Below are 18,569 nucleotides of genomic sequence, written 5' to 3'. Positions count from 1 at the left end.
GGCCCGGCATGGCGATGTGCTCGTGGCTCAACGCCGCGAGCATCGCCGTCCCCTCGGGGGACCGACCGGGCGCGCCCGCGTCCAGCGGGGCGAGATTGGGCGAGGGGCGCTGTCACGACAAACCTCCGCGGCGCAGCACGATGGCCAGGAAGAACGGCACGCCCACCAGCGCCGTGACGACGCCCACCGGCAGCGAGGCGCCGGGCAGGATCTGCTTGGCCGAGATGGCGGCGCCCGACAGCACCAGTGCCCCGATCAGGCCGCTGGCAGGCAGGTAGAAGCGGTGGTCCTCCCCGCACAGGCGCCGGGCGATGTGCGGCGCCACCAGGCCGATGAAGCCGATGGTGCCCACGCACGACACCGCCGTGCCGGCCAGCAGCGCCACGCGCAGCAGGCTGGCGCGGCGCAGCCTGGCCACGTCGATGCCCAGGCTGGCGGCGCGGTCCTCGCCCAGCCGCAGCGCAGTGAGCTTCCACGCGTCGCGCAGCGCCAGCGGCAGGCACAGCGCCAGCACCGCGGCCAGGCCACCCAGCATGGGCCAGTTGGCGCGCACCAGGCTGCCCATGATCCAGAACACGATGGCCTGCAGCGTCTCCGGCGAGGCCAGGTACTGCAGCAGCCACAGCAGCGCGTTGAAGCTGAACACCAGCGCGATGCCGAACAGCACGACGCCACTGGCGTTCATCGCCAGCCGGCGCGCGACGAGGTCCAGCAGCAGCGCCGCCAGCAGCGCGAAGCCGAAGGCCGCGCCCGCGACCATCCAGCCGCTGGCCGCGCCCAGCACGATGGCCAGCGCCGCACCGAAGGCGGCGGCCTCCGACAGGCCCAGCGTGAACGGGCTGGCCAGCGGGTTGTCCAGCACGGTCTGCATCTCCGCGCCGGCCAGGCCTAAAGCGGCGCCGACGAGGACCGCCATCAGCGCCTGCGGCAGCCGGATGTCCCAGACGATGACGCGGTCCGCGTCCAAGTGCGCCGCATCGTTCAGCGGCGCGAGCAGCAGCTCCAGCAGCCGCGCCGGCGCAAGGCCCGCCGGGCCGGTCGTGAAGTCCCAGGCGAAGCTGGCGACGATGGCCAGCGCGATCATGACGATCAACCCCAGGCGGCGGCGCAACAGGCCGGCGTAGGCCTGTCCCATGCCCATGTCCACGCTCATGTGGCCGAGATCCAGTAGCTGCCGCTGGGCGCCAGGCCCAGGAAGTCGCGGTGCAGCGTTCGCCAGGCCTCGTGCGGGTCGACGGCGGCCAGCCGCTGCGGGTGCAGCCAGCGGGCCGTCGCCTGCAGCATGACGACGTGGTAGGGCGTGTTGTAGAAGTGGTGCCACACGCCGTGCACGCGGCCCGTGCGCACGGCCGGCAGCGCGGCGATCTCGGGGCGGCGCCGGGCCACGGTCAGCAGGCTGTCGCGCGCCAGCAGCTCGCCGACCTGGGCGCCCATGCGCAGGCCCGGTGCGGTGGCGCCGGGATGCTGGTACCCGGTGGCGATATAGACATCGGGCTTGGACGCCATGACCGCCTCCAGGCTGGCTTCTCCCAGCGGCGACGGGATGAGGTCGTTGCCGACGTTGACGCCGCCCGCCAGCTCGATCAGTTCGCCGAAGCTGCCCTTGCCGGCCGTCAGCACGCCACCGATATCTCCGGCGCGCGCATCCAGCAGCACACGCGGGCGCTGGCTGACGGGGATGCCTGCAGTGAGTTCGGTGACGCGACGTGTCTGCGCCTCGTAGAAGGCGATGAACTTCTCGGCACGTGCCTCCCTCCCCAGCGCCTGGCCCAGCACCCGCAGGCTGGGAATCGTGTTGGCCAGCGGGTGCTCGCGGAAGTCGATGAAGATCACCGGCACGCCGATCTTCTGCAACTGCTCCACCAGCGGGTTGCGGCGGCCTGGCCCGTGGCCGCTGAGGCTGAAAATGGCCAGGTCGGGCCGCAGCGACAGCACCTTCTCGGGGCTGACGCTGGCTTCGCTCGTGGCGCCAATCTTGGCGATGCCGTCGATCTGCGGGTGCCGGGCCCGGTACTGCTGGTAGGTCTGGGGGTCGAAGCTGGCCATGTCGCCCTGCCAGCCCACGACGCGGGCCAGCGGCGGGTCTTCCAGCAGCGCCAGCGTGTAGAGCTGTCGGCCCTCGCCCAGGACGATGCGCTCGACCTTGCGAGGCAGCTCGACCTGGCGGCCGGCGAGGTCGGTGACGGTCCTGGCGCTGGCCAGGGCCGGTGCCATCAGGGTAGCCAGGACCAGTTGGCGGCGGGTGAGGTCAGTGTTCATCGTCATGGTCGGCAGTGCCGCGCTTCCAGTAGCCCGCGGCGTAGAGGTGTTCGCGCGGCCAGCCGCGTTCGGTCAGCAGGTGCTGGCGGAGGTCGCGCATCTGAGCGGACTCGCAGGCGATCCAGGCGTAGCCGGGCCGCAGCGCCAGCGCGGTGATGTGGGCCAGCAACGCACAGCCCTGGGCCGGCGCGCGTCGTTGCACCCAGCCCAGGTCGAGGCCGTCATGGGCCGGCAGCGGGATGCACTCTGCGGCGGTTTCGATTTCCACGCGCACGGTCACCTGGTGTGTTGGCGGAATCCATTCCAGCCAGCGGGCGATGGCGGGCAGCGCGGTCTCGTCACCCAGCAGAAGCCAGTGGTTGTGCGCGTGTGGGGCGAGGATGCGCGATGCGCGCGGCCCGGCGACGGCGATGGTGTCGCCGGGCCGCGCCTGCGCCGCCCAGGCGGATGCCTGGCCGTCGCCGTGCAACACGAAATCCAGCGTCAGCGTCTGCCGCTGCTTGTCGAAGGCACGGGGCGTGTAGTCCCGGGCGATCGGCCTTTGGCCCTCGGGAAAGCTGGCGCCCTGGGCGCCGAATGTCGGCAGCATGGGCTGGGACGCGCCAGCGGCCGGGAAGATCAGCCGGACATGGTCGTCAGGCGCCGGGCTGGTGAAGTCCTCCAGTCCTGGGCCTGTCAGCGTGATGCGGCGCAGGCGTGGCGAGAGTTCGTCCACGCGCAGCACCTGCAGCAGGCGGGCGCGCAGCGGGTGGTAGACGAGGCGGCTGCTCATGGCCGCCCCATCAAGGCGATCAGGCCCTCGGCCAGTTCGCTGCGCCAGTTCACGTAGTCATGCCCGCCGGCGAACTCGCGGTACAGCACGCGGTGGCCGCGCGCGCGCAGCACATCGCGCAAGTGGCGGTTGGTCTCCAGGATGCCCGGGCCGTCGGACGGCGCGCTGCGCTCCAGCAGGCCCGGGGCCAGGTAGAACACCGTGTCGGTGCGCGGCGCGCCGACGAACTGGTGCGTCAGCCACTCGCCTTCGGCGGTGTCGTCCAGCCCGCCGGCGATGAAGCCCGGCGGTCGGGCCGGTGCCCACCAGAACGAGCCCGACAGGCTCAGCACACGGCCGAAGCGCTGCGGGTGGCGCAGCGCCAGCCATGCCGACGCGAGGCCGCCGTAGCTGGAGCCAGCGACGACGGTCTGCGCCGGGTCGGCCGTGACGGGCCAGCGCTTCGCCAGCCACGGCAGCAGCTCGGTGGCCATCATGTCGGCGAAGCGCGGGTTGCAGGGCAGCTCAACGGAGCGCGAGTCGCGCGTCGGGTTGCCCACCAGCACGGCCACCAGCGGCGGGATGCGGCCGGCGGCGATGAGGTTGTCCAGGATGGTGAGCGTGGGCACGCGCGTCAGGTAGGCGTCCTCGTCGAACAGCACCAGCAGCGGCAGCAGGCCCGCGGACTTGTGGGCCGGCGTGTAGACCGTCAGCCGGCGCTCGTTGCCCAGCTGCGTGCTGGCGAAGCGCACATGCTCGACGGTGCCGCGCGGCACGTCGGCGCGCTCGGCCAGCCACGGCTCGTCGGGCGCGCCGGGCAGCGCCAGCACGGAGTGCTCGCCCAGCCGGTTGTCGAAGCCGGCAAGCGCGGGCGTGCCGGCGCTCCAGCGCTGCGGGTTCAGCGGGTCCGCCTGCACGCGCGCCAGGATGGCGCGGCGCTGCGGCTGGCGCGCGGCGCCCTTCAGTTGCGGAACGTCGGGCGCGAGTTGGTAGGCCAGCCGTGTGCCGTTGGGCAGGCGCAGGCTGTAGTGCCAGACGTCGGTGCCGGCCACGCGGGCGAAGCGCTCCTGGTCGCCCTGGCGCACGGGCCAGAACAGGCGCACGCTGCGCGTGGCCGCGTCGCCGCGCCACAGGAAGGTCACGCGGTACGCGGTCTTGCTGTCGTCGACGGGCTCGACGATGGGCGTGCCCAGCGCCTTGACGGCGGCCCAGAAGGCCGGCGTGCCGGCGCCGTGCTCGCTGGCCAGCGCTTGCAGCCGCGGGCTTGGCAGCGCGGCCTCGGGCGGCGGCACCTCGGGCTGCTGCTCGGCCAGCGGGCGCTGCTCGACGAGTGCCAGGCGGCCCGCCGGCTGCGGGCTAGCGAGCGTGGCGCGGTAGGCGCCGGCCTGGCTCGCAACGAAGCGGAAGTCCGACTCGCCGGCCGGCGCGGCCTGGCGGCGCAGCAGCCGGCCGTCGGGCGAGCGCAGTTCCAGCACGCCGGCGTCGGGCAGCGTGACGCTGCCCACGATGTAGTCGCCGGCCTGGGCGGGCACGCGCAGCTCCTGCGCCGCCAGCGGCAGGGCCGTGGCGAGCAGCAGCGTCGTCAGCAGCGCCCGCATCAGAAGCGCGCCGTGGCCGACACGTAGAGGCGCCGACCCTCTTCGTTGAACTCGTTGCTGGTCTCGCGGTCGACGGTCTTGTCGGCCAGGTTCAGCAGGCCGGCGCGTACGGTGAAGGTCGGGTTGACCGTCCACGCGGCGCTGGCGTCGAACACCGAGTAGGCCGGCGCCTGCACGAGGTTCTGGCCGTTGGACGGCACGCTGATGTACTGCGCGCCGTTGTAGCGGCCCGAGAGACTCAGGCCCAGTTGCGGCAGTGCCTGCCAGTCAGCGCCGAGGTTGGCCACGTGCTTGGAGCGGTAGGTCAGCGGTAGCGCGATGGCGCCGCTGGTGTTCTTGGCGTCCGTGTACGTGTAGTTGGCGCGCAGGCTCAGCGTCGGGCTGACGGTGAAGCGGCTGCTCAGCTCGGCGCCGCGGCTCTTGACGCTGGCCAGGTTCTGGTAGCGGAACATGGGCCGGCCGTCGGGCAGGAAGCCGACGAAGTTGGCATACGTCGGCGCCAGCGTCTTGTTGGACGTGCGGTTGTTGATGTCCAGCATGTTCTTCAGCTGGGTGTCGTAGACCGTCAGGCCGACATGCCAGGCGCCGCCGTCGAAGGCCGCGCCGAGTTCCTTGCTGGTGCTGGTCTCTGGCTGCAGCTCGCGGCTGCCGACGATGTAGCAGCCGACCGTGGCGCTGCCGCACGACGGCGAGCCCCAGTCCGGGCTGTTCTGCAGCAGCGTGGGCGCGCGGAAGGCCTTGGCCCAGCCGGCGCGCAGCGTCCAGGCCTTGGCCGGGTGCCAGACGCCGTAGACGCGCGGGCTGTGGTGGCCGCCGAAGTTCTCGTGGTCGTCGTAGCGGTCGCCGAGGGTCAGCGCGAGGTCGGGCGCGAGCTTGATCTCGTCTTCGAAGAACACGGCCTTCTGGCGCACCGTCGTCGTCGGGCTGGTGCGCGCCGGGCTGCCGGGTGAGCCGGCGAGGTTGGCGGGGTCCCACAGCTCCTCGTGGCGGATCTCACCGCCGATGGTGAGGTTCTGGTCGAGCAGGTCCAGCGGCAGGCTGAGCTTGCCGTCCAGCACCTGGGTCTTGGATTTGTTCGGGTTGGTCTGGCCGGTGACGGTGCCGGTCAGGTTCTTGGTGTCGTCGTTGTAGAAGCGCAGGTCGCTGCGGCCGAAGTCATAGCGGCCGCTGTGGCGCAGCGACAGCGCGTTGCGCTCCAGCTTGAAGCCGGCGTGGTCACGGTGGCTGGTGTCCAGGTCCAGCGTCACGGTGTGCTGATCGCTGGGCGTCCAGGCCAACTGGCCGCTGACGTAGCGGTTCTTCAGGCCCGGCAGGGCGGCCTGGCGCGCGCCGTTGGCCGCTGCGGGATTGAGTGCCGGGTCGTCGGCCTCGCGCTTGTCGGCGCCGCCGTAGATCTTCAGGCCCAGCTGTTTGTCGATGATCGGGCCGGAGAACGAGAAGCCGGCGATATGGCTGTCGCCAGCCAGGCGGTTTTCCTGGTGGATGGCGTCCAGCCGGACCGAGCCGCGCCAGTGCGTGCCGACCTTGCGCGTGATGATGTTGACGACGCCGCCGATGGCGTCAGAGCCGTACAGCGACGACATCGGGCCGCGCACGACCTCGATGCGCTCGACCTCCTCGGCCGGCACCCAGCCCAGGTCGTAGTCGTTGCCGCGGAACACGGCCGAGCCCGAGTTGACGCGCCGCCCGTCGACGAGGATGAGCGTGTAGCTGCTGCTCAGGCCGCGGATCTGCACGCCCGGCACGCCGTTGCCGTTGCGCGTCAGCGTGACGCCGGGCACCGCGCCCAGCACTTCGGCCAGTTCCTGCACCGGGCGGCGCTCCAGGTCCGCGCGGGTGACGACGGCGATGCTGGCCGGCGCGTCCTCGAGTCGCTTCTCGATGGCGGCGCCGGTGACGACGACGTCGGGCAGCTTGTGTTCAACAGGCTGCGCACCGGCGGCCCCGCAGAGCGCCAGGGCGAGCAGTTGGCTCAGCGGGTTGAGTTTGAAGACGGGTTTCAAGGACGGCAGGCTGCTGGACATGGCACACTGTAAATGGGAATTATTCGCAAATAAGAATTCTGACCGTACGCCATGCCAGACACCTTTGCGCCCGCGCAAGAAACCTTTGTGCCGCAGCCAAGCCTGCTGGCCAAGCTGCAACTGCCGTCGCCAGCGGGCGCCAGCAGCCATCACCACGTCACGGGGCTGGTGGAGATGCGCGAGACCCGCCCGGGGCTGATCGTGCAGCGCATGAAAGTGCGCGACGTGGAGGACCGCGAAACCCGGGGCACGGTCCTGCCCGGCCTGAAGATCGGCGTCGTCGTGGGCGGGCGCTCGGATTTCGCGTTGGGCGTGGAGCGATTCCGGCTGGGGCCGCAGGTGGCCGGGCCCTTGAGCGGCATGCTGGTGGCGGTGGCCGAACCCGATGGGTATTGCCGCCAGGCGCACCGTGGGCAGGACGAGCACAAGCTGGTGCTGACGCTGCTGCCCGAGTGGCTGCAGCAGTACGGTTCCGACGACCCAGCCGTGCAGGCGCGCATCCGCGCCTTCTGCGCAAGCCATCTGGCGCGGCTGGACTGGCAGCCCTCCGCGCGCGCGGTCGGCCTGGCACATCAGGTGGTGCATGCCCCGTCGAAGCCGGGCCTGGTCGAGCGCCTGTACCAGGAAGCCCGCGTCACGGAGATCGTGGCGGAGGCGCTGGCCGCGATCGCCGGTGCGCCGCCGCCGGCGGGCCCGCTGAGCACGCGCATGCACCGCCGGTTGCGTCAATTGCAGGCGCGCCTGGACGCCGGTGAGTTCGATGCCGCCCCGCTGGACGAGATCGCCCGCAGCGTCGGCATGAGCCCCAGCAGCCTGCAACGGGCCTTCAAGGACTTTTGCGGCGAAAGCCTGTTCGCCCATCTCCGTGGCCGCCGGCTGGACCTGGCCCGGCAGGCCCTGGAGCGCGACGGCGTCAGCGTGAGCCAAGCGGCCGCCGTTGGCGGCTACGCCGACGCGGCCAACTTCGCCACGGCGTTCAAGCGGCGCTTCGGCTGCACGCCGCGTCAGCTGCGCGCGCGCTGCTGATCAACCGTCTCGGCGGGTGTGCCTGCAAGCAGGCGCTGGATCATCAAGCCGTGCCGGGCGGACTGTGCCCACAGCGTGCCGATCAGGCACAGCACGAAGAAGTCCCGCGTCGCCGCACCCAGCAGCCAACCCGCGATGTGCACGGTGGCGCCCAGGGCGCACAGGCCCACGGATAGCGCGGCACAGCGTCGTTCTGTCATCCATCCCATGGCTCAACTTTCTACGTCACAAGGTTCTTAGGAATGCTTCCACCGCTTGCGCCTCGTCCGGCGTCAGCTTCAGGGGTTTGATCAGCGGCGAGGGCGGCGGGATGTCGGGCCGGTTGCGAGGCTGGGGCATGCCGGCGTTGTAGAGGTCCAGCACGCCGCGCAGCTGCGGCAGCAGGCCGTTGTGCATATAGGGCGCCGTGCGGGCAACGCCGCGCAGGCTGGGCGTGCGCATGGCGCCGGCATCCTCGGCCCGGCGCGTGATGGCCTGGCGGCCCAGATCCTGCGCGGGCCGGCCCAGCAGGCTGATGCCGATCTGGTGGAACTCGTGCTGCGTGAGCTGTGGGCCACTGTGGCAGTTCATGCAGCGCGCCTTGGTTCGGAACAGGTGCAGGCCGCGCAGCTCCTGCGCGTTCAGCGCCGTCGTGCGGCCCTCGATGAACTCGTCGAAGCGCGTGCGCGGCGCCTGCAGCGTGCGCTGGAAGCTGGCCAGGGCGCTGGACAGCCGCGTCAGCGTCACCGCCAGCGTCGGCCCATGGCCGCCAAAGGCGCGGGCGAACTGCTGCGGGTAGTCGGTCTCGGTGTTCAGTCGCTTCAGCAGCGCGGGCAGGTCCATCGCCATCTCGACGGGGTTGACGATGGGCAGCAGCGCCTGGGCCTCCAGGCTGTCGGCGCGACCGTCCCACATCAGCTGAGGCACCAGGCCCACACCCCACAGGCCGGGCGAGTTGCGGGTTCCCAACTGGCCATCGTGGCCGGCCGCAAAGCGGCGACCGTCGCCGAAGCCCAGGTGCGGCGCGTGGCAACTCGCGCAGCTGATGTCCTGCGCGCGGGACAGGCGGCGGTCATGGAACAGCTGCTCGCCCAGCGCCACCAGCGCCGCTGGCTGCGCCGACAGCGACGGGCGCGGGCCCAGCTCCTGCCACGTCACGCCGGGGTCCACGGTCGGCGCCGGCCACTGCGCGCGCGGCGCCCGGTAGGCCTGCTCCACGCAGCGGGTGTCGGCCGCCGTGCCGGCGCCCTGGGCCAGCACGGCGGCGCAGTCGTCGGCACGGGCTGCGGGGGCCAGCATCGCGCCGGTCAGCAGCAGGGCAAGCGCGGCCAGGTTCAGCGAGCGCTCAGAAGCCATAGCCCACCTGCAGCGTGGCGGCGCGGCCGCTTTCGTAGCTGACGATGCCGGTGGCGCTGATCGCGATGACGTTGCGCCGGTTGCTCAGGTTGCTGACCGACAGCTGCACGAAGGGCCGGTGGCGGCCCAGGTGCGGCTCCCAGCGCAGCGAGACGTCCCAGGACAGCGTGGCCGGGAAACTCGTCAACTCATGCACCGCGAGCGCCACGCCGTCGCGCGTCTCGGTGCGGCCGGTGTCCACGACGCGCTGGTAGCCGCCCTGCCAGCGCAGTGTCTGCACCAGCGCGATGTCGGCCGCCGGGAACTCGCTCTGCAACTGCGCATGCGCGGCCCAGGGCGCGTTGAAGTTCTCGACCGGGCGGTCGCCGTAGCGGATCACCTGGCCGCGGTAGAGGATAGGCTCGTCGGCCTGGGCGTCGGTCAGCGTGTCGTCGTAGGTGTTGTGGTTGCTGCGTCGCTTGGACTGGCCCATCGAGACCTGCCAGCCGTGCGTGCCGGCCAGGGCCTTGAAGGGCCGCCACGGCGAGATTTCAAGCGCCAGCGTGTCGGCCGAGCCGCGGCCGTTGTTCTGGTACGAGTAGGCCTGGTTGTTGGCGTAGTTGCCGCTGGTGTCGCGCTCGCGCACGCGGGTGATCTGATCGCGCGCCTCGCGGTGCACCCAGCTGCCGGCCACTGTCAGCCCACCCAGGAAGCGGTGGCGCACGCCCAGCCGCAGTTCGTCGTCGTAGGGCACGTCCAGCTCCTTGAGCCGGTTGGCCGGCAGCGACTGGCCGCTGCTGACCCAGGCCCAGTCGCTGGCGCGGCGCTGCTCCTGGGTCTGCAGCGTGGCCTGCTTCTCGCGCACGACCATGCCGAACAGGCTGCGGCCGTAGTAGCGATTGAGGCCGGCGTCCAGTTCCGTGGCGCGGCGCGGGCCGAAGGCCCAGGTGGCCGACAGGCGCGGTGCCAGCACGGCAGTGCGGGCCAGCTCGTCGCGGTCAGCCCGCAGGCCTGCACGCACGTTCAGCGCGCCCCAGCGCATGGCGTCCTGCAGCCACAGCGCGTACTGCCCGGCCTGCACATCGAAGCTGCCGGCGCGATAGACGTCGCGGTAGCGCCAGAACTGCCCGCTGGTCGGGAAGCGGGCCGACGGCGCGAGCGAGCAGCTTTCCGTGTCCACCACGCCCAGCGGCGAGGTGCAGGTGCTGGTGGCCACGCGGTAGGCCGTGGTGCCGATGTAGGCCACCAGCGCCTCGGGCCGCGCGTAGAAGGCCTCGCGCTGCGACAGGTCCAGCCCGGCGCTCAGCCGGTGCTGGCCGCCCAGCGCCTCGATGGGCGCGCTGCGGGTCAGCTTGAGCTTGTAGGCCGCATCGCGCTGGCGGGAGTCGATGTCGCCCCAACTGCCCTCGGTGCTGATCGACGAGGTGCCGCGCGTGCCGTCACCCCAGTTCTTGTCGGTGGCCGACCAGGACCAGACCCGGAAGACGTCCGCGTCGCTGCGGCGCGACTGCCGCACCTCGGTGACGCTGAGGTCGTGGCGCAGTGTCCAGTCGGCCAAGACATGCTGGGCGCCAGTGCTCACGGCGCGGCCGCCGCCCTGCACCTCGAAGTTGGAGTTGCGGCCGTTGACGATGAAATAGCGATCGGCCAGCGGCTGCTCGCGCACGCTCAGCCAGGCGCTGGTCTGAGCGTCGGGCCGCCAGGTCAGCTTGACCATGCCATCACGCTGCGTGCGGCGCTGTTCCTTGGCGGCGAGGGTCTCGTCGCCTGGGGTCATGCTGGCCGCATAGCCACGCAGCGGGATCTTGGACTGGGCGTAGCTGCCCTGGGCCACGATGCCCAGCTCAGCCGTCGGCCGGCCTTCAAGTTGGACGGTCCAGAACTGCTTGTCCCAGCGCGCCTGGCGGTCTTCGTTGGTGGACTGTTCGAGCGCGGCGGCTTCGGCCGGGTCCACGTACAGCGTCTGCCAGGCGCTGCGCGCCAGCTTCAGCGTCACGCGGCCGGCGAGGGCCGCGCGCGCCTCGCACAGCTCGGCCTTGACGACCCCTCCCTGGAAATTGCCATGCTCGGCGCTGATGTTGCTGTCCAGCAGCTGCAGCTCGCAGATCAGTTCCTTGTCGATGGGCATGCCCAGCGGCGTGCCCGGCACGTCGGCCACCGAGGTGGCCACGCGCGACACCGGGTCGATGTCGTTGTTCAGGCTCAGACCGTCAAGCAGGAAGAGGTTCTGGTAAGGCTTCGCGCCGTGGATGGAGATCTCGGGCGGCGCCAGCTCGCCTTGCGTCAGCGCACTGTCGCGCGTGTTGGCGTAGCGCAGGCTGGGTGACTGGCGCAACACGCTGAGCACGTCGTTGTTGGGCGCCGGCAGGCGGCGGATGGAGGCGGCGTCGGTGGTCGTCGTGCCGGGCTCGTGGGCGGCGCGCACGCTGACATGGGGCAGGGTGTCCAGTGGCAGCTCAGTCGCGGCGGCGTCCTGGCGGGCCGGCGTGGTGGGCCTGGCGGGCGCTGGAGACGCGGGCCTGATGGCAGGCGTGACGGTCTGGCGCAGGGCGTAGCTACCGTCGGGCTGGCGCTGCGCCTGCAGGCCCGTGCCTTGTAGCAGCGCGGCCAATGCGTTGGCCTCCGAATGGCTGCCGCGCAGCCCCGGGCTCTGGCGCCCCTGCACCAGCGCCGACGGCGCCGCCAGCAGCACGCCGGAATCGGCGGCGAAGCGCGCCAGCACGGCGCCCAGCGGGCCGGCCGGGATGTCATGGCGCTGGGCAGCGCCCGCCGGTGTTGCCGGGGCTGGCGCCGGTTGCGCGCCGGCATGGCCGGTGGCAAGGGCTGTGGCGCCGCAGAGCGCGAGGCGCAGCGCCAGCGACAGCGACAGCGGCGCCGGGCGCAGGGGAGGGCGGCGTAGTGAAAGCGGGAGAGGCATGGCAGTGAGTGCCCGTGTCAGGCAAGGCGTGGCGTTGAAGGACGGTCCTTCGCGACTCATGCTGGCTGCCTGGGCTGAACGCGCGCGTCGCGCGCTTCACCGCTGGGTGGCTGGAGATATCGACGATGGAAAAAGCTGCTTACCCGTCTGATCGAATGAGCCGGACAAAAGCGGAACCGCGTCGATGAAAAAAGTTCAGCGGCGGGGCTCGATCGATGTCCACCACGGCAGCGGCTGGTGCAGGCGGATGGGCAGGATGCCGGCCAGCATGGCCAGCGCGCGGTCGGTGTTGGTCAGCGGGAAGCTGCCGTGCACCCGCAGTCCAGCCACTTCGGGCGCCACGGCGAGGTGGCCGGGCCGGTAGCGGGCCAGCTCGGCCAGCACGTCCCCGAGCGCCATGTCCTGGGCCAGCAGGATGCCGCGGATCCAGGCGCGGCCATTCGGGTCGGCCGGCGTGGCGCCGTCCAGGGCCTGAGCGTCGAAATGGCGCTGCTGGCCGGCCTGCACCACGGTAGTGGCAGCGCTGCCGGCCGCGCGCAGCTCGACGGCACCGTCGTAGACGGCCAGCGTCGCACGCTCGTCCGCCAGCAGGCGCACATGGAAGCGCGTGCCCAGTGCCCGCAGTCGGCCTTGCGGAGTGTCGACGATGAAGCGGCGGTGGGCGTCCGGGGCGGTGTCGACGAAGAGCTGGCCGGCCAACAGTTGCAGGCAGCGGGTCTGCGCGTCGAAATGCAGCGTCACGGCGGCGCCGGGTGCCAGCCAGATGCGGGAGCCGTCGGACAGCACGCGGGTGGCGAGCTCGCCGCTGGCGGCGCGGTGGTCGGCCGTCCAGTGCGCTGCCAGCAGTGGCAGCTCGGTGCAACGCCAGGCCATCCAGCCGGCGACGCCGCCGCCCGCCATCCAGCTCACGCCGCGCAGTACGTGGCGGCGCGTCGCCAGGCGCTGGCGGGCCGTAGCGAGAGCGCCGACGGTGGCCTGCGGATCGGGACTGTTGCGTAGCGGCCCGAATCGCTGGCTGATGCGTTCGACCTGACTCCACGCCTCCCGGTGGGCAGCCCCGGCGGCCAGCCAGTCGTGCCAGCGGGCCTGGTCGGCCGGCGTGGCCTCGCCGGAGCGCAGTAACGCAAACCAATCTGGCTATTTTTGCCCAACCCCCGAAAACGAGAAAATTGTCGTAAGCATCTGACTTGCAACGACCTTTTTCTGCCTGAAGGTGCCTTTTGCTCACTTCTGATGTGCGCGGACGCCCTCTAGATTTGATGAACCAGTCTCTCCAGAAATGGGCCTCCGACGTCCCATCCAGCGACCGTCTCTGCGACATTTGCCCCCTCGCCCTGCACGACGATGCGAGATTGCCGCCGGGAGCATCTGATCGAAACGCGAGGATGGGACTTGCCTGCGCACGCGGCCACACACGCCCGCATGCTCCCGCCAAAGTGTGGGTTTGGCTTCAATGCCATACCGGTCGACCTGCTGCGGGTCGTGAAGACCCCGATGCTGACCACCCTTTCCCCCAATCTGGTCATCCGACATCGGGGGCAGCATCATCCCCGGCCATCGCCTGCTGCCAGTAGTCCGCCCGTTCGTACAGTGCGGCTAGGCCATCGAGGTCGACCGTCGCCGGCGTCTCGCTGAACTCGAAGCTGCCGAACAGATTGATGTGCTGCCAGGCCACCGGCGAGATGCCGCGCAGGATCTGGATCGCGGCGTCATCGCCGGCAGCCAGCTTCTGCTCGTAGATCTTGGACAGCAACGCCGTGTTGTAGAAGATCACCGCGTTGGCGATCAGCCGGGAGCATTCGTTCCACAGCGCCTGCTCTGCTTCGGTCTTGACCCGGAACGCGCCAGTGTTCACAAAGGCCACGGCCTTGCGGAAGCGGTGATAGGCCTCGCCGCGGTTGAGCGCCTTCTGCACCGCTTGGCGCAGGTCGGCATGGTCGATGAAATCCAGCACGTAGAGCGTGCGATAGATGTCGTCCAGTTCCCAGAGCGCCTTCTTGGTCTGGTTCTGCAGCGCATAGCTGCTGAGCTTGCGCACGATGGTGGCCTGGCTAACGTCCTTGTCGGCCAGCGAGGCCATGATGCGCTGGATGTTGGGCCACTCCGCAATGATCAACTTCTCGTTGAATTTGCGCTGCGGCTGAATGAGCTTGTCGGCGTAGTGGCTCGGCGACTCGGGTCCCACCAGGGTCTCGGTCTTCTTGCGCAGGTTCTTGTAGCGCGGCGCGAAGCCGTGGCCGAACACCTGCAAGATCCAGAAGTTCACCTGGTTGGTGCCATGGGTGTCGGTCGAGTGGCGCTCGGGCTTGATGTCCGAGGTGTTGTTGTACAGCAGGTCGAAGACGTAGTGGCTCTCGTGCTCCTGGGTGCCGATGATCCGGGCGTTGATGGGCACATGGTTCGCGACCAGAGTGCAGGCGCTGACGCCCTTCTTCAGCCCGAAATACTTCGGTGAGTACCGAGAGTTGAAGGTATTGATCTGCGTCTCGAAGCGCTGGCCGTCGCTGCTGGAATGCAATTTGTCCTGGATGTTGTACAGCTTGAAGGCCGGCAACTGCGCAGTAGCGTTGCTGATCGCATCGTTGGCCGCCTTTAGCGTCTCCAGGCGCAGGAAGTTGCGCGAAGCCGATTGCAGCGGCGCCAGCCCCAGGCCGGAGACCTCCGCCATCTTGCCCAGGCCCATGTTGGTGCCCATGGCGACCAAGCTGGCCAGGATTAGCCGCGGATCGGGCGGCTGCTTGACGTAGCGTTCCAGGACGTGGGTGAATTTGCTCAGGAACTGCGTGCGCCCGGCGACGAACCACAGCAGATCGGCAATATCGATGCCCGGCAGCTGCGTGTAGAAGGGGCTGTTCACCGGCTCGTCGGACGTCGGGTAGGCCAGTGTCCAGCGCCGGTTCTCGCCCTTGCCGCGGACACGGATGTGCTCATTGGTCGAGTCGATGATGCGCTGGTTGACTTCGTCGAAGCGATCCACCAACGCTTGACGCAGCGTGGTCAGCGTCGTCTCGATCGGCGTGGTCAGCAGCGGCGCCGCGATGTCCTTCAGGATCTGGTCCTTGGCAGCCCAGCGCTCATCGCTGATGAGATCGTCCTCGAAACGCTTGTACTCGTTGCTGTGACGGACAAAGACATTGCCCGCCTGCAGGGCATCGCACAGCTCTCGGTAGACCAGGAATTCGTAGCGATCGACGATGAGCCGCTTGGCCCGGGCCTTGCCGCGCAAGTTCTCGGCGTCCTGGTACAGGTAAGGCCGGTGTACCTGCGCGATGAAGCGCTGCGGGAAATCCTGCGGTGGAATCTGCTGCGGCGACTTGCCCTCGCGCAATACGCGTTGCAGGAATTCGACGGCCTTGAGCAGCGGAGCGTTGTCCACGCGGACACCGAATTCCAGCTCGCAGAACAGGTGGCGCAGGTTGATCTTGAACCGGCTGGAGAGCTTGGTGTACTGCGCCCACTGGTAGGCGGTCCGGTCGAAGTCGATGTTGAGCAGGTAGTCAGCAACGGTTGGGAACTGCTCTCGCTCCAGCAGCTTGAAGGCCTTGGCCTGGACCTTGGAAAACGGGGTCTCGGCGCGGGTGGCCGGATCGATGAACAGGCGCAGCACTTGGCCCGCCGCACCGAGATTCTTCGCGGCGTCCACCTGGGCCTGCCGCATGGCGTCCTCAGCCGCCGTCTTGGCTTCCTTCTTGTAGGTCGAGACCAAGTGCATGAAGGCCTCGATCAGGTTGTCGTTGATCTCCCGGAATCGCTGATGGGCGAAGCACAGCAGGTACAGCCTGGAGGTGCCCTGGGGCTGCCGGCGCAGCTTGTAGACCGTGTAAAACCTGACCAACGAGGCGTAGTAGCGGCTGCTTTCATTGGACAGGCCGGCCTGTACCAGGAACTGGGTGGCGAAATCGTGCAGGGGCTTGAACACCTGGCGCCGTTGGACTTCCTGCTTGAGCTCACGGCGGCTGAAGTCTCGGGCCTCCTTCTTGAGTGCGGTGATCTGGTACAGGCTGTCGTCGTCGCCGGTCGCGAGCAATTCCATCAACTGGGTCTTGACGCGGCGCGGAAGGCTCTCCTCAAGCCGGCTCACGACGCGCTGGCGCTCCCGGCTCAACACTCGGCCGATGAGATCCTGGAGCGCCGTGTACACGGGCAGAACCATGTTCTCGTTGGCCAGATGCTGCATCAGCTCACGAAGCACGTACTGCGGCTGCGTGGAGCGCGTCGCCAGGCGCTCGGCCCGCGCTTCGAGGTCCTTCGTGCCTTGGGCGTCGCACAGCCGATAGCCGGTCAGCTTAAGGATGTCCTGCTGCAGCCCGGTCCGGGTCGGCCTGGACGGCAGCTTGAATGACTTGAGGGAGAAGTCTGGAAAATAGCGGGCCGCGAGGAAGCGCAGGTCCTGCTGGGCCTGCTCCAGCGTGAAGTCGAAAAACCGCTGCTTGGCCTTGAAGTACCCGAGTTCCAGCGCCAAGAAGAGGCCGACGGATCGATATCGCGCCTCGACGACAGCCAATTCCTGCTCGGACAGCTCGAAGTAGGCCTGCCGATCCTCGTCGGAAAAATTAGGGAAGCCATACAGGGCTTCGATTTCCGCGGCGCTGAGTAGCGCGAGGCGGTGCGAGTCGGCGGCCGTCGACATTCAGTGCGGTGGGTCGCGAGGCCGCTCGTCGGGCTGCGCGAGCGCATCATCGCCGCCAGTCGGTGGCATCGAGTTGTTCGGCTTCGTGGTGCCCAGTGCTGACGCTGGCGGGCTATTGGCCAGGCCGCGCTCGAACTTGCCCTTCAACGCGGCGTGAGACACATCGACGTAGCGCAATGCCGAGCCGACGTCGCGCCAGCCCACGTGCTCCATCAGTTCCTTGAGGTCCCAGCCGTTGCTGCTGGCCCAGTTGGCGAAACCACGGCGAAGCGAGTGGCTGGAATAACTGGCGGCCTCCTCGGCGCCAGCCTCGTGCAGGATGCGCCGCAGCAGCGGCAGCACAGTCTTGCTCAGCATGTGCTCGTCCGAGACTTTGCCCCAACGATCGATGCCAGGGAACACCGGCCCGGTCTTGCGGCCGCGCAGTTCGATCCAGTCGAGGTAGGCGTCCACCGGGCACAGCCGCGACAGCGCCGGGCAATGGAATGCACGGTCCTCGCCCTCGTCAGTGGTCTTGGTCTTTCGAGGCCGGCAGGTCAGCCCTTTGCCACGCTGGGCTTGGACCTCCTCGATGCGCATGCTGGCCAGCTCGTCGGATCGGAAGGCGCGCCAGAAGCCCAGCAGGAGCATCGCGCGGTCGCGGCTGCGGCGCAGTTGCTCGGCCTGGCGGCCGTGCTCGCGTGCCGACGCCTGCGCCTTCAGCAGCCAGTCGGACACCGCTTCGAGCACGTCGAGCTGCAGCGGCCGGGCCCGCTTCTGCGGCACGGCGTGCTTGGCCCGGACGCCGCGCAGCACCTTCTGCACCAGCGGCGACCGGGTGGGATCGCCGAAGCCGTTGTCGGCATGCCATCGCGCCAGTGCAGCCAGATGCAGACGCAGCGTGCTGATGCGGTAGACCTCCGCGTGCTCGGCCAGGTAGCGCGCCACCGTGTCAGCCGTCGCGGGCAGCAGCCCGTTCCAGACTTGCTCGAAGTTGCGCAGCGCTGCGGCATAGCTCTTGACCGTGTTGTCCCGGTCGGCCGCTAGGACGTACTGCTCAACGGTGGCGCTCATGGCGCCACGCTCGTCGCTTCCAATCGGCGGAAGGACTTCGGTGAAGGCCGTCGCCGCGTCGCCGCCCGCTCCAGCGCCGCCAGGCGGGTTTCCGATGGTGCAAATGCCTGGCTGCCTTGCAAGCGGTCCAGCGCGAACTCGACGAAGGCGCCGACCTGCGGCAGCACTTCACTGCTGTAGTGGCAAATAAACAGGTGAGCCGAATCGACCCCCAGTGATGGCAGCGGCACAAGCGTGCCGTCCTCGATGCACGGCATCGCCGTCAGCGAGATCAGCTGCATCGCCAAGCGGCCAGACCGGGCGATCTGCAGTTCGAGTTGGTCGTCGTTGGTCGAAAGCATCGGCCCGCGATCCTTGCCGCCGGTCCGGGCCTCAAGCACCGGCATCCCGGCTTGGCGCGCGTCCAGCGCCTCTACCGACCGCGGCACGCCGTGCTTGGCCAGGTAGCCCGGCGAGGCGCAGTACAGGAGTAGCGCTTCCATCAGGAAGGTGCTGCTGACGTCCTGCTCCAGCATCGGCCCGAAACTGAAGCACACCTCGTCTTCCCCCTGAATCGCCGGCGTGGCTTGGTCGACAGACCTGACGTGCAGGTTCAGCTTGGGATGCAAAGCGCTGAAGGCGTCGACCACCGGCGCGAGCACGGTCGACACCACCATCCGCGGCGCTGCGATGGACAGGTGGCCGGTGAGCGGCTTGGACGGCGCCTTGCGCACGGCGTCCAACGCTGCGTTCATCGCCTCCAGTGCCGGTCGGGATGCGTCGACCAGCACCTGACCTTCGGGTGTCAGCGCCAGCCGCCGCGTCGTGCGCTCCAGCAGTTTGACTCCGAGCTGCCGCTCCAGCTGTGCCAGCGTCTTGCTCGCGGCCTGGGGCGTGATGCCCTGGTCGGCAGCGGCGTTGGTCAGGCTGCCGAGTTCGGCCGCCTTCAACAACGTGGCAAGGGCTCTTAGTTCGCGCATAGGGGTTGGCATGATTGCCGTCTACAACAATTAGTTGT

At 69.4% G+C, this 18,569-nt stretch carries 13 protein-coding genes and 1 pseudogene; 1 reads left to right on the top strand and 13 read right to left on the bottom strand.

The window, feature by feature from the left end; all coding sequences use genetic code 11:
* Window positions 1–112: 112 nt before the first annotated feature.
* From ACG0Z3_RS11100 to ACG0Z3_RS11080, 5 genes are read right to left on the bottom strand one after another with little or no spacing between them, the layout of a single operon-like run.
* Entirely contained in the window at window positions 113–1,153 is a 1,041-nt protein-coding gene (locus tag ACG0Z3_RS11100; protein ID WP_394397558.1) for a FecCD family ABC transporter permease, read from the bottom strand.
* Complete coding sequence (locus tag ACG0Z3_RS11095) at window positions 1,150–2,265, bottom strand: ABC transporter substrate-binding protein (RefSeq protein ID WP_394397557.1); 1,116 nt, start codon at window positions 2,263–2,265, stop codon at window positions 1,150–1,152. Before ACG0Z3_RS11095 ends, ACG0Z3_RS11100 begins: the two co-directional genes overlap by 4 nt.
* Window positions 2,249–3,031 carry a siderophore-interacting protein gene (locus tag ACG0Z3_RS11090; protein ID WP_394397556.1) on the bottom strand — a complete coding sequence of 261 codons (783 nt, stop codon included), beginning with the start codon at window positions 3,029–3,031 and terminating at the stop codon, window positions 2,249–2,251. The genes ACG0Z3_RS11095 and ACG0Z3_RS11090 overlap by 17 nt, the downstream gene beginning before the upstream one ends.
* Window positions 3,028–4,608, bottom strand: a complete 1,581-nt coding sequence (gene fes / locus ACG0Z3_RS11085) for an enterochelin esterase (protein WP_394397555.1) — start codon at window positions 4,606–4,608, stop codon at window positions 3,028–3,030. The genes ACG0Z3_RS11090 and fes overlap by 4 nt, the downstream gene beginning before the upstream one ends.
* The gene (locus tag ACG0Z3_RS11080) at window positions 4,608–6,611 is read right to left on the bottom strand and encodes a TonB-dependent receptor domain-containing protein (protein ID WP_394397554.1); all 2,004 of its coding nucleotides are present in this window, start codon (window positions 6,609–6,611) and stop codon (window positions 4,608–4,610) included. The genes fes and ACG0Z3_RS11080 overlap by 1 nt, the downstream gene beginning before the upstream one ends.
* Before the next feature lie 72 nt (window positions 6,612–6,683).
* On the opposite strand from ACG0Z3_RS11080, the gene ACG0Z3_RS11075 reads away from it, so the two are divergent.
* Complete coding sequence (locus ACG0Z3_RS11075; RefSeq protein WP_394397553.1) at window positions 6,684–7,658, top strand: helix-turn-helix transcriptional regulator; 975 nt, start codon at window positions 6,684–6,686, stop codon at window positions 7,656–7,658.
* On the opposite strand, the gene ACG0Z3_RS11070 is transcribed toward ACG0Z3_RS11075, so the two are convergent.
* The 8 genes and pseudogenes from ACG0Z3_RS11070 to ACG0Z3_RS11035 form a co-directional block, all read right to left on the bottom strand.
* Window positions 7,637–7,858: a hypothetical protein gene (locus tag ACG0Z3_RS11070; protein WP_394397552.1), complete on the bottom strand. Its 222-nt coding sequence runs from the start codon at window positions 7,856–7,858 to the stop codon at window positions 7,637–7,639. The two genes, ACG0Z3_RS11075 and ACG0Z3_RS11070, sit on opposite strands and share 22 nt — an antisense overlap.
* Before the next feature lie 25 nt (window positions 7,859–7,883).
* The gene (locus tag ACG0Z3_RS11065; RefSeq protein WP_394397551.1) at window positions 7,884–8,993 is read right to left on the bottom strand and encodes a cytochrome-c peroxidase; all 1,110 of its coding nucleotides are present in this window, start codon (window positions 8,991–8,993) and stop codon (window positions 7,884–7,886) included.
* Window positions 8,983–11,889 (bottom strand): TonB-dependent receptor, encoded by a 2,907-nt coding sequence (locus ACG0Z3_RS11060; RefSeq protein WP_394397550.1) that lies wholly within the window; start codon window positions 11,887–11,889, stop codon window positions 8,983–8,985. Before ACG0Z3_RS11060 ends, ACG0Z3_RS11065 begins: the two co-directional genes overlap by 11 nt.
* Before the next feature lie 195 nt (window positions 11,890–12,084).
* Window positions 12,085–12,789: a FecR family protein gene (locus tag ACG0Z3_RS11055; protein ID WP_394397784.1), complete on the bottom strand. Its 705-nt coding sequence runs from the start codon at window positions 12,787–12,789 to the stop codon at window positions 12,085–12,087.
* A 129-nt stretch (window positions 12,790–12,918) separates the two neighbouring features.
* A pseudogene (locus ACG0Z3_RS11050) lies at window positions 12,919–13,011 on the bottom strand (DUF4880 domain-containing protein); the annotation flags it as partial.
* Between the two features lie 400 nt (window positions 13,012–13,411).
* The gene (locus ACG0Z3_RS11045) at window positions 13,412–16,519 is read right to left on the bottom strand and encodes a Tn3 family transposase (protein WP_394397549.1); all 3,108 of its coding nucleotides are present in this window, start codon (window positions 16,517–16,519) and stop codon (window positions 13,412–13,414) included.
* Window positions 16,520–17,572, bottom strand: coding sequence for a tyrosine-type recombinase/integrase (locus tag ACG0Z3_RS11040; RefSeq protein ID WP_394397548.1), 1,053 nt, complete (start codon window positions 17,570–17,572; stop codon window positions 16,520–16,522). It abuts the gene before it with no gap.
* On the bottom strand, window positions 17,569–18,531 hold the full coding sequence (locus ACG0Z3_RS11035; protein ID WP_394397547.1) for a LysR family transcriptional regulator: 963 nt from the start codon (window positions 18,529–18,531) through the stop codon (window positions 17,569–17,571). Before ACG0Z3_RS11035 ends, ACG0Z3_RS11040 begins: the two co-directional genes overlap by 4 nt.
* Between the last annotated feature and the right edge of the window lie 38 nt (window positions 18,532–18,569).

It is taken from the genome of Pelomonas margarita (assembly GCF_043555875.1).
GTDB classification, from domain to species: domain Bacteria; phylum Pseudomonadota; class Gammaproteobacteria; order Burkholderiales; family Burkholderiaceae_C; genus Pelomonas; species Pelomonas margarita.
The sequence above is the reverse complement of the archived record's forward strand: the minus strand, read 5'-3'. Positions and strand labels throughout refer to the sequence as shown.

Bases quoted from the DNA above. Each gene is read 5' to 3' on its own strand.
- ACG0Z3_RS11075 (WP_394397553.1), top strand. From the start codon at position 6,684: ATGCCAGACACCTTTGCGCCCGCGCAAGAAACCTTTGTGCCGCAGCCA.
- ACG0Z3_RS11035 (WP_394397547.1), bottom strand. From the start codon at position 18,531: ATGCGCGAACTAAGAGCCCTTGCCACGTTGTTGAAGGCGGCCGAACTC.
- ACG0Z3_RS11095 (WP_394397557.1), bottom strand. From the start codon at position 2,265: ATGACGATGAACACTGACCTCACCCGCCGCCAACTGGTCCTGGCTACC.
- ACG0Z3_RS11090 (WP_394397556.1), bottom strand. From the start codon at position 3,031: ATGAGCAGCCGCCTCGTCTACCACCCGCTGCGCGCCCGCCTGCTGCAG.
- fes (WP_394397555.1), bottom strand. From the start codon at position 4,608: ATGCGGGCGCTGCTGACGACGCTGCTGCTCGCCACGGCCCTGCCGCTG.
- ACG0Z3_RS11100 (WP_394397558.1), bottom strand. From the start codon at position 1,153: ATGAGCGTGGACATGGGCATGGGACAGGCCTACGCCGGCCTGTTGCGC.
- ACG0Z3_RS11040 (WP_394397548.1), bottom strand. From the start codon at position 17,572: ATGAGCGCCACCGTTGAGCAGTACGTCCTAGCGGCCGACCGGGACAAC.
- ACG0Z3_RS11065 (WP_394397551.1), bottom strand. From the start codon at position 8,993: ATGGCTTCTGAGCGCTCGCTGAACCTGGCCGCGCTTGCCCTGCTGCTG.
- ACG0Z3_RS11045 (WP_394397549.1), bottom strand. From the start codon at position 16,519: ATGTCGACGGCCGCCGACTCGCACCGCCTCGCGCTACTCAGCGCCGCG.
- ACG0Z3_RS11070 (WP_394397552.1), bottom strand. From the start codon at position 7,858: ATGACAGAACGACGCTGTGCCGCGCTATCCGTGGGCCTGTGCGCCCTG.
- ACG0Z3_RS11060 (WP_394397550.1), bottom strand. From the start codon at position 11,889: ATGCCTCTCCCGCTTTCACTACGCCGCCCTCCCCTGCGCCCGGCGCCG.
- ACG0Z3_RS11055 (WP_394397784.1), bottom strand. From the start codon at position 12,789: ATGGCGGGCGGCGGCGTCGCCGGCTGGATGGCCTGGCGTTGCACCGAG.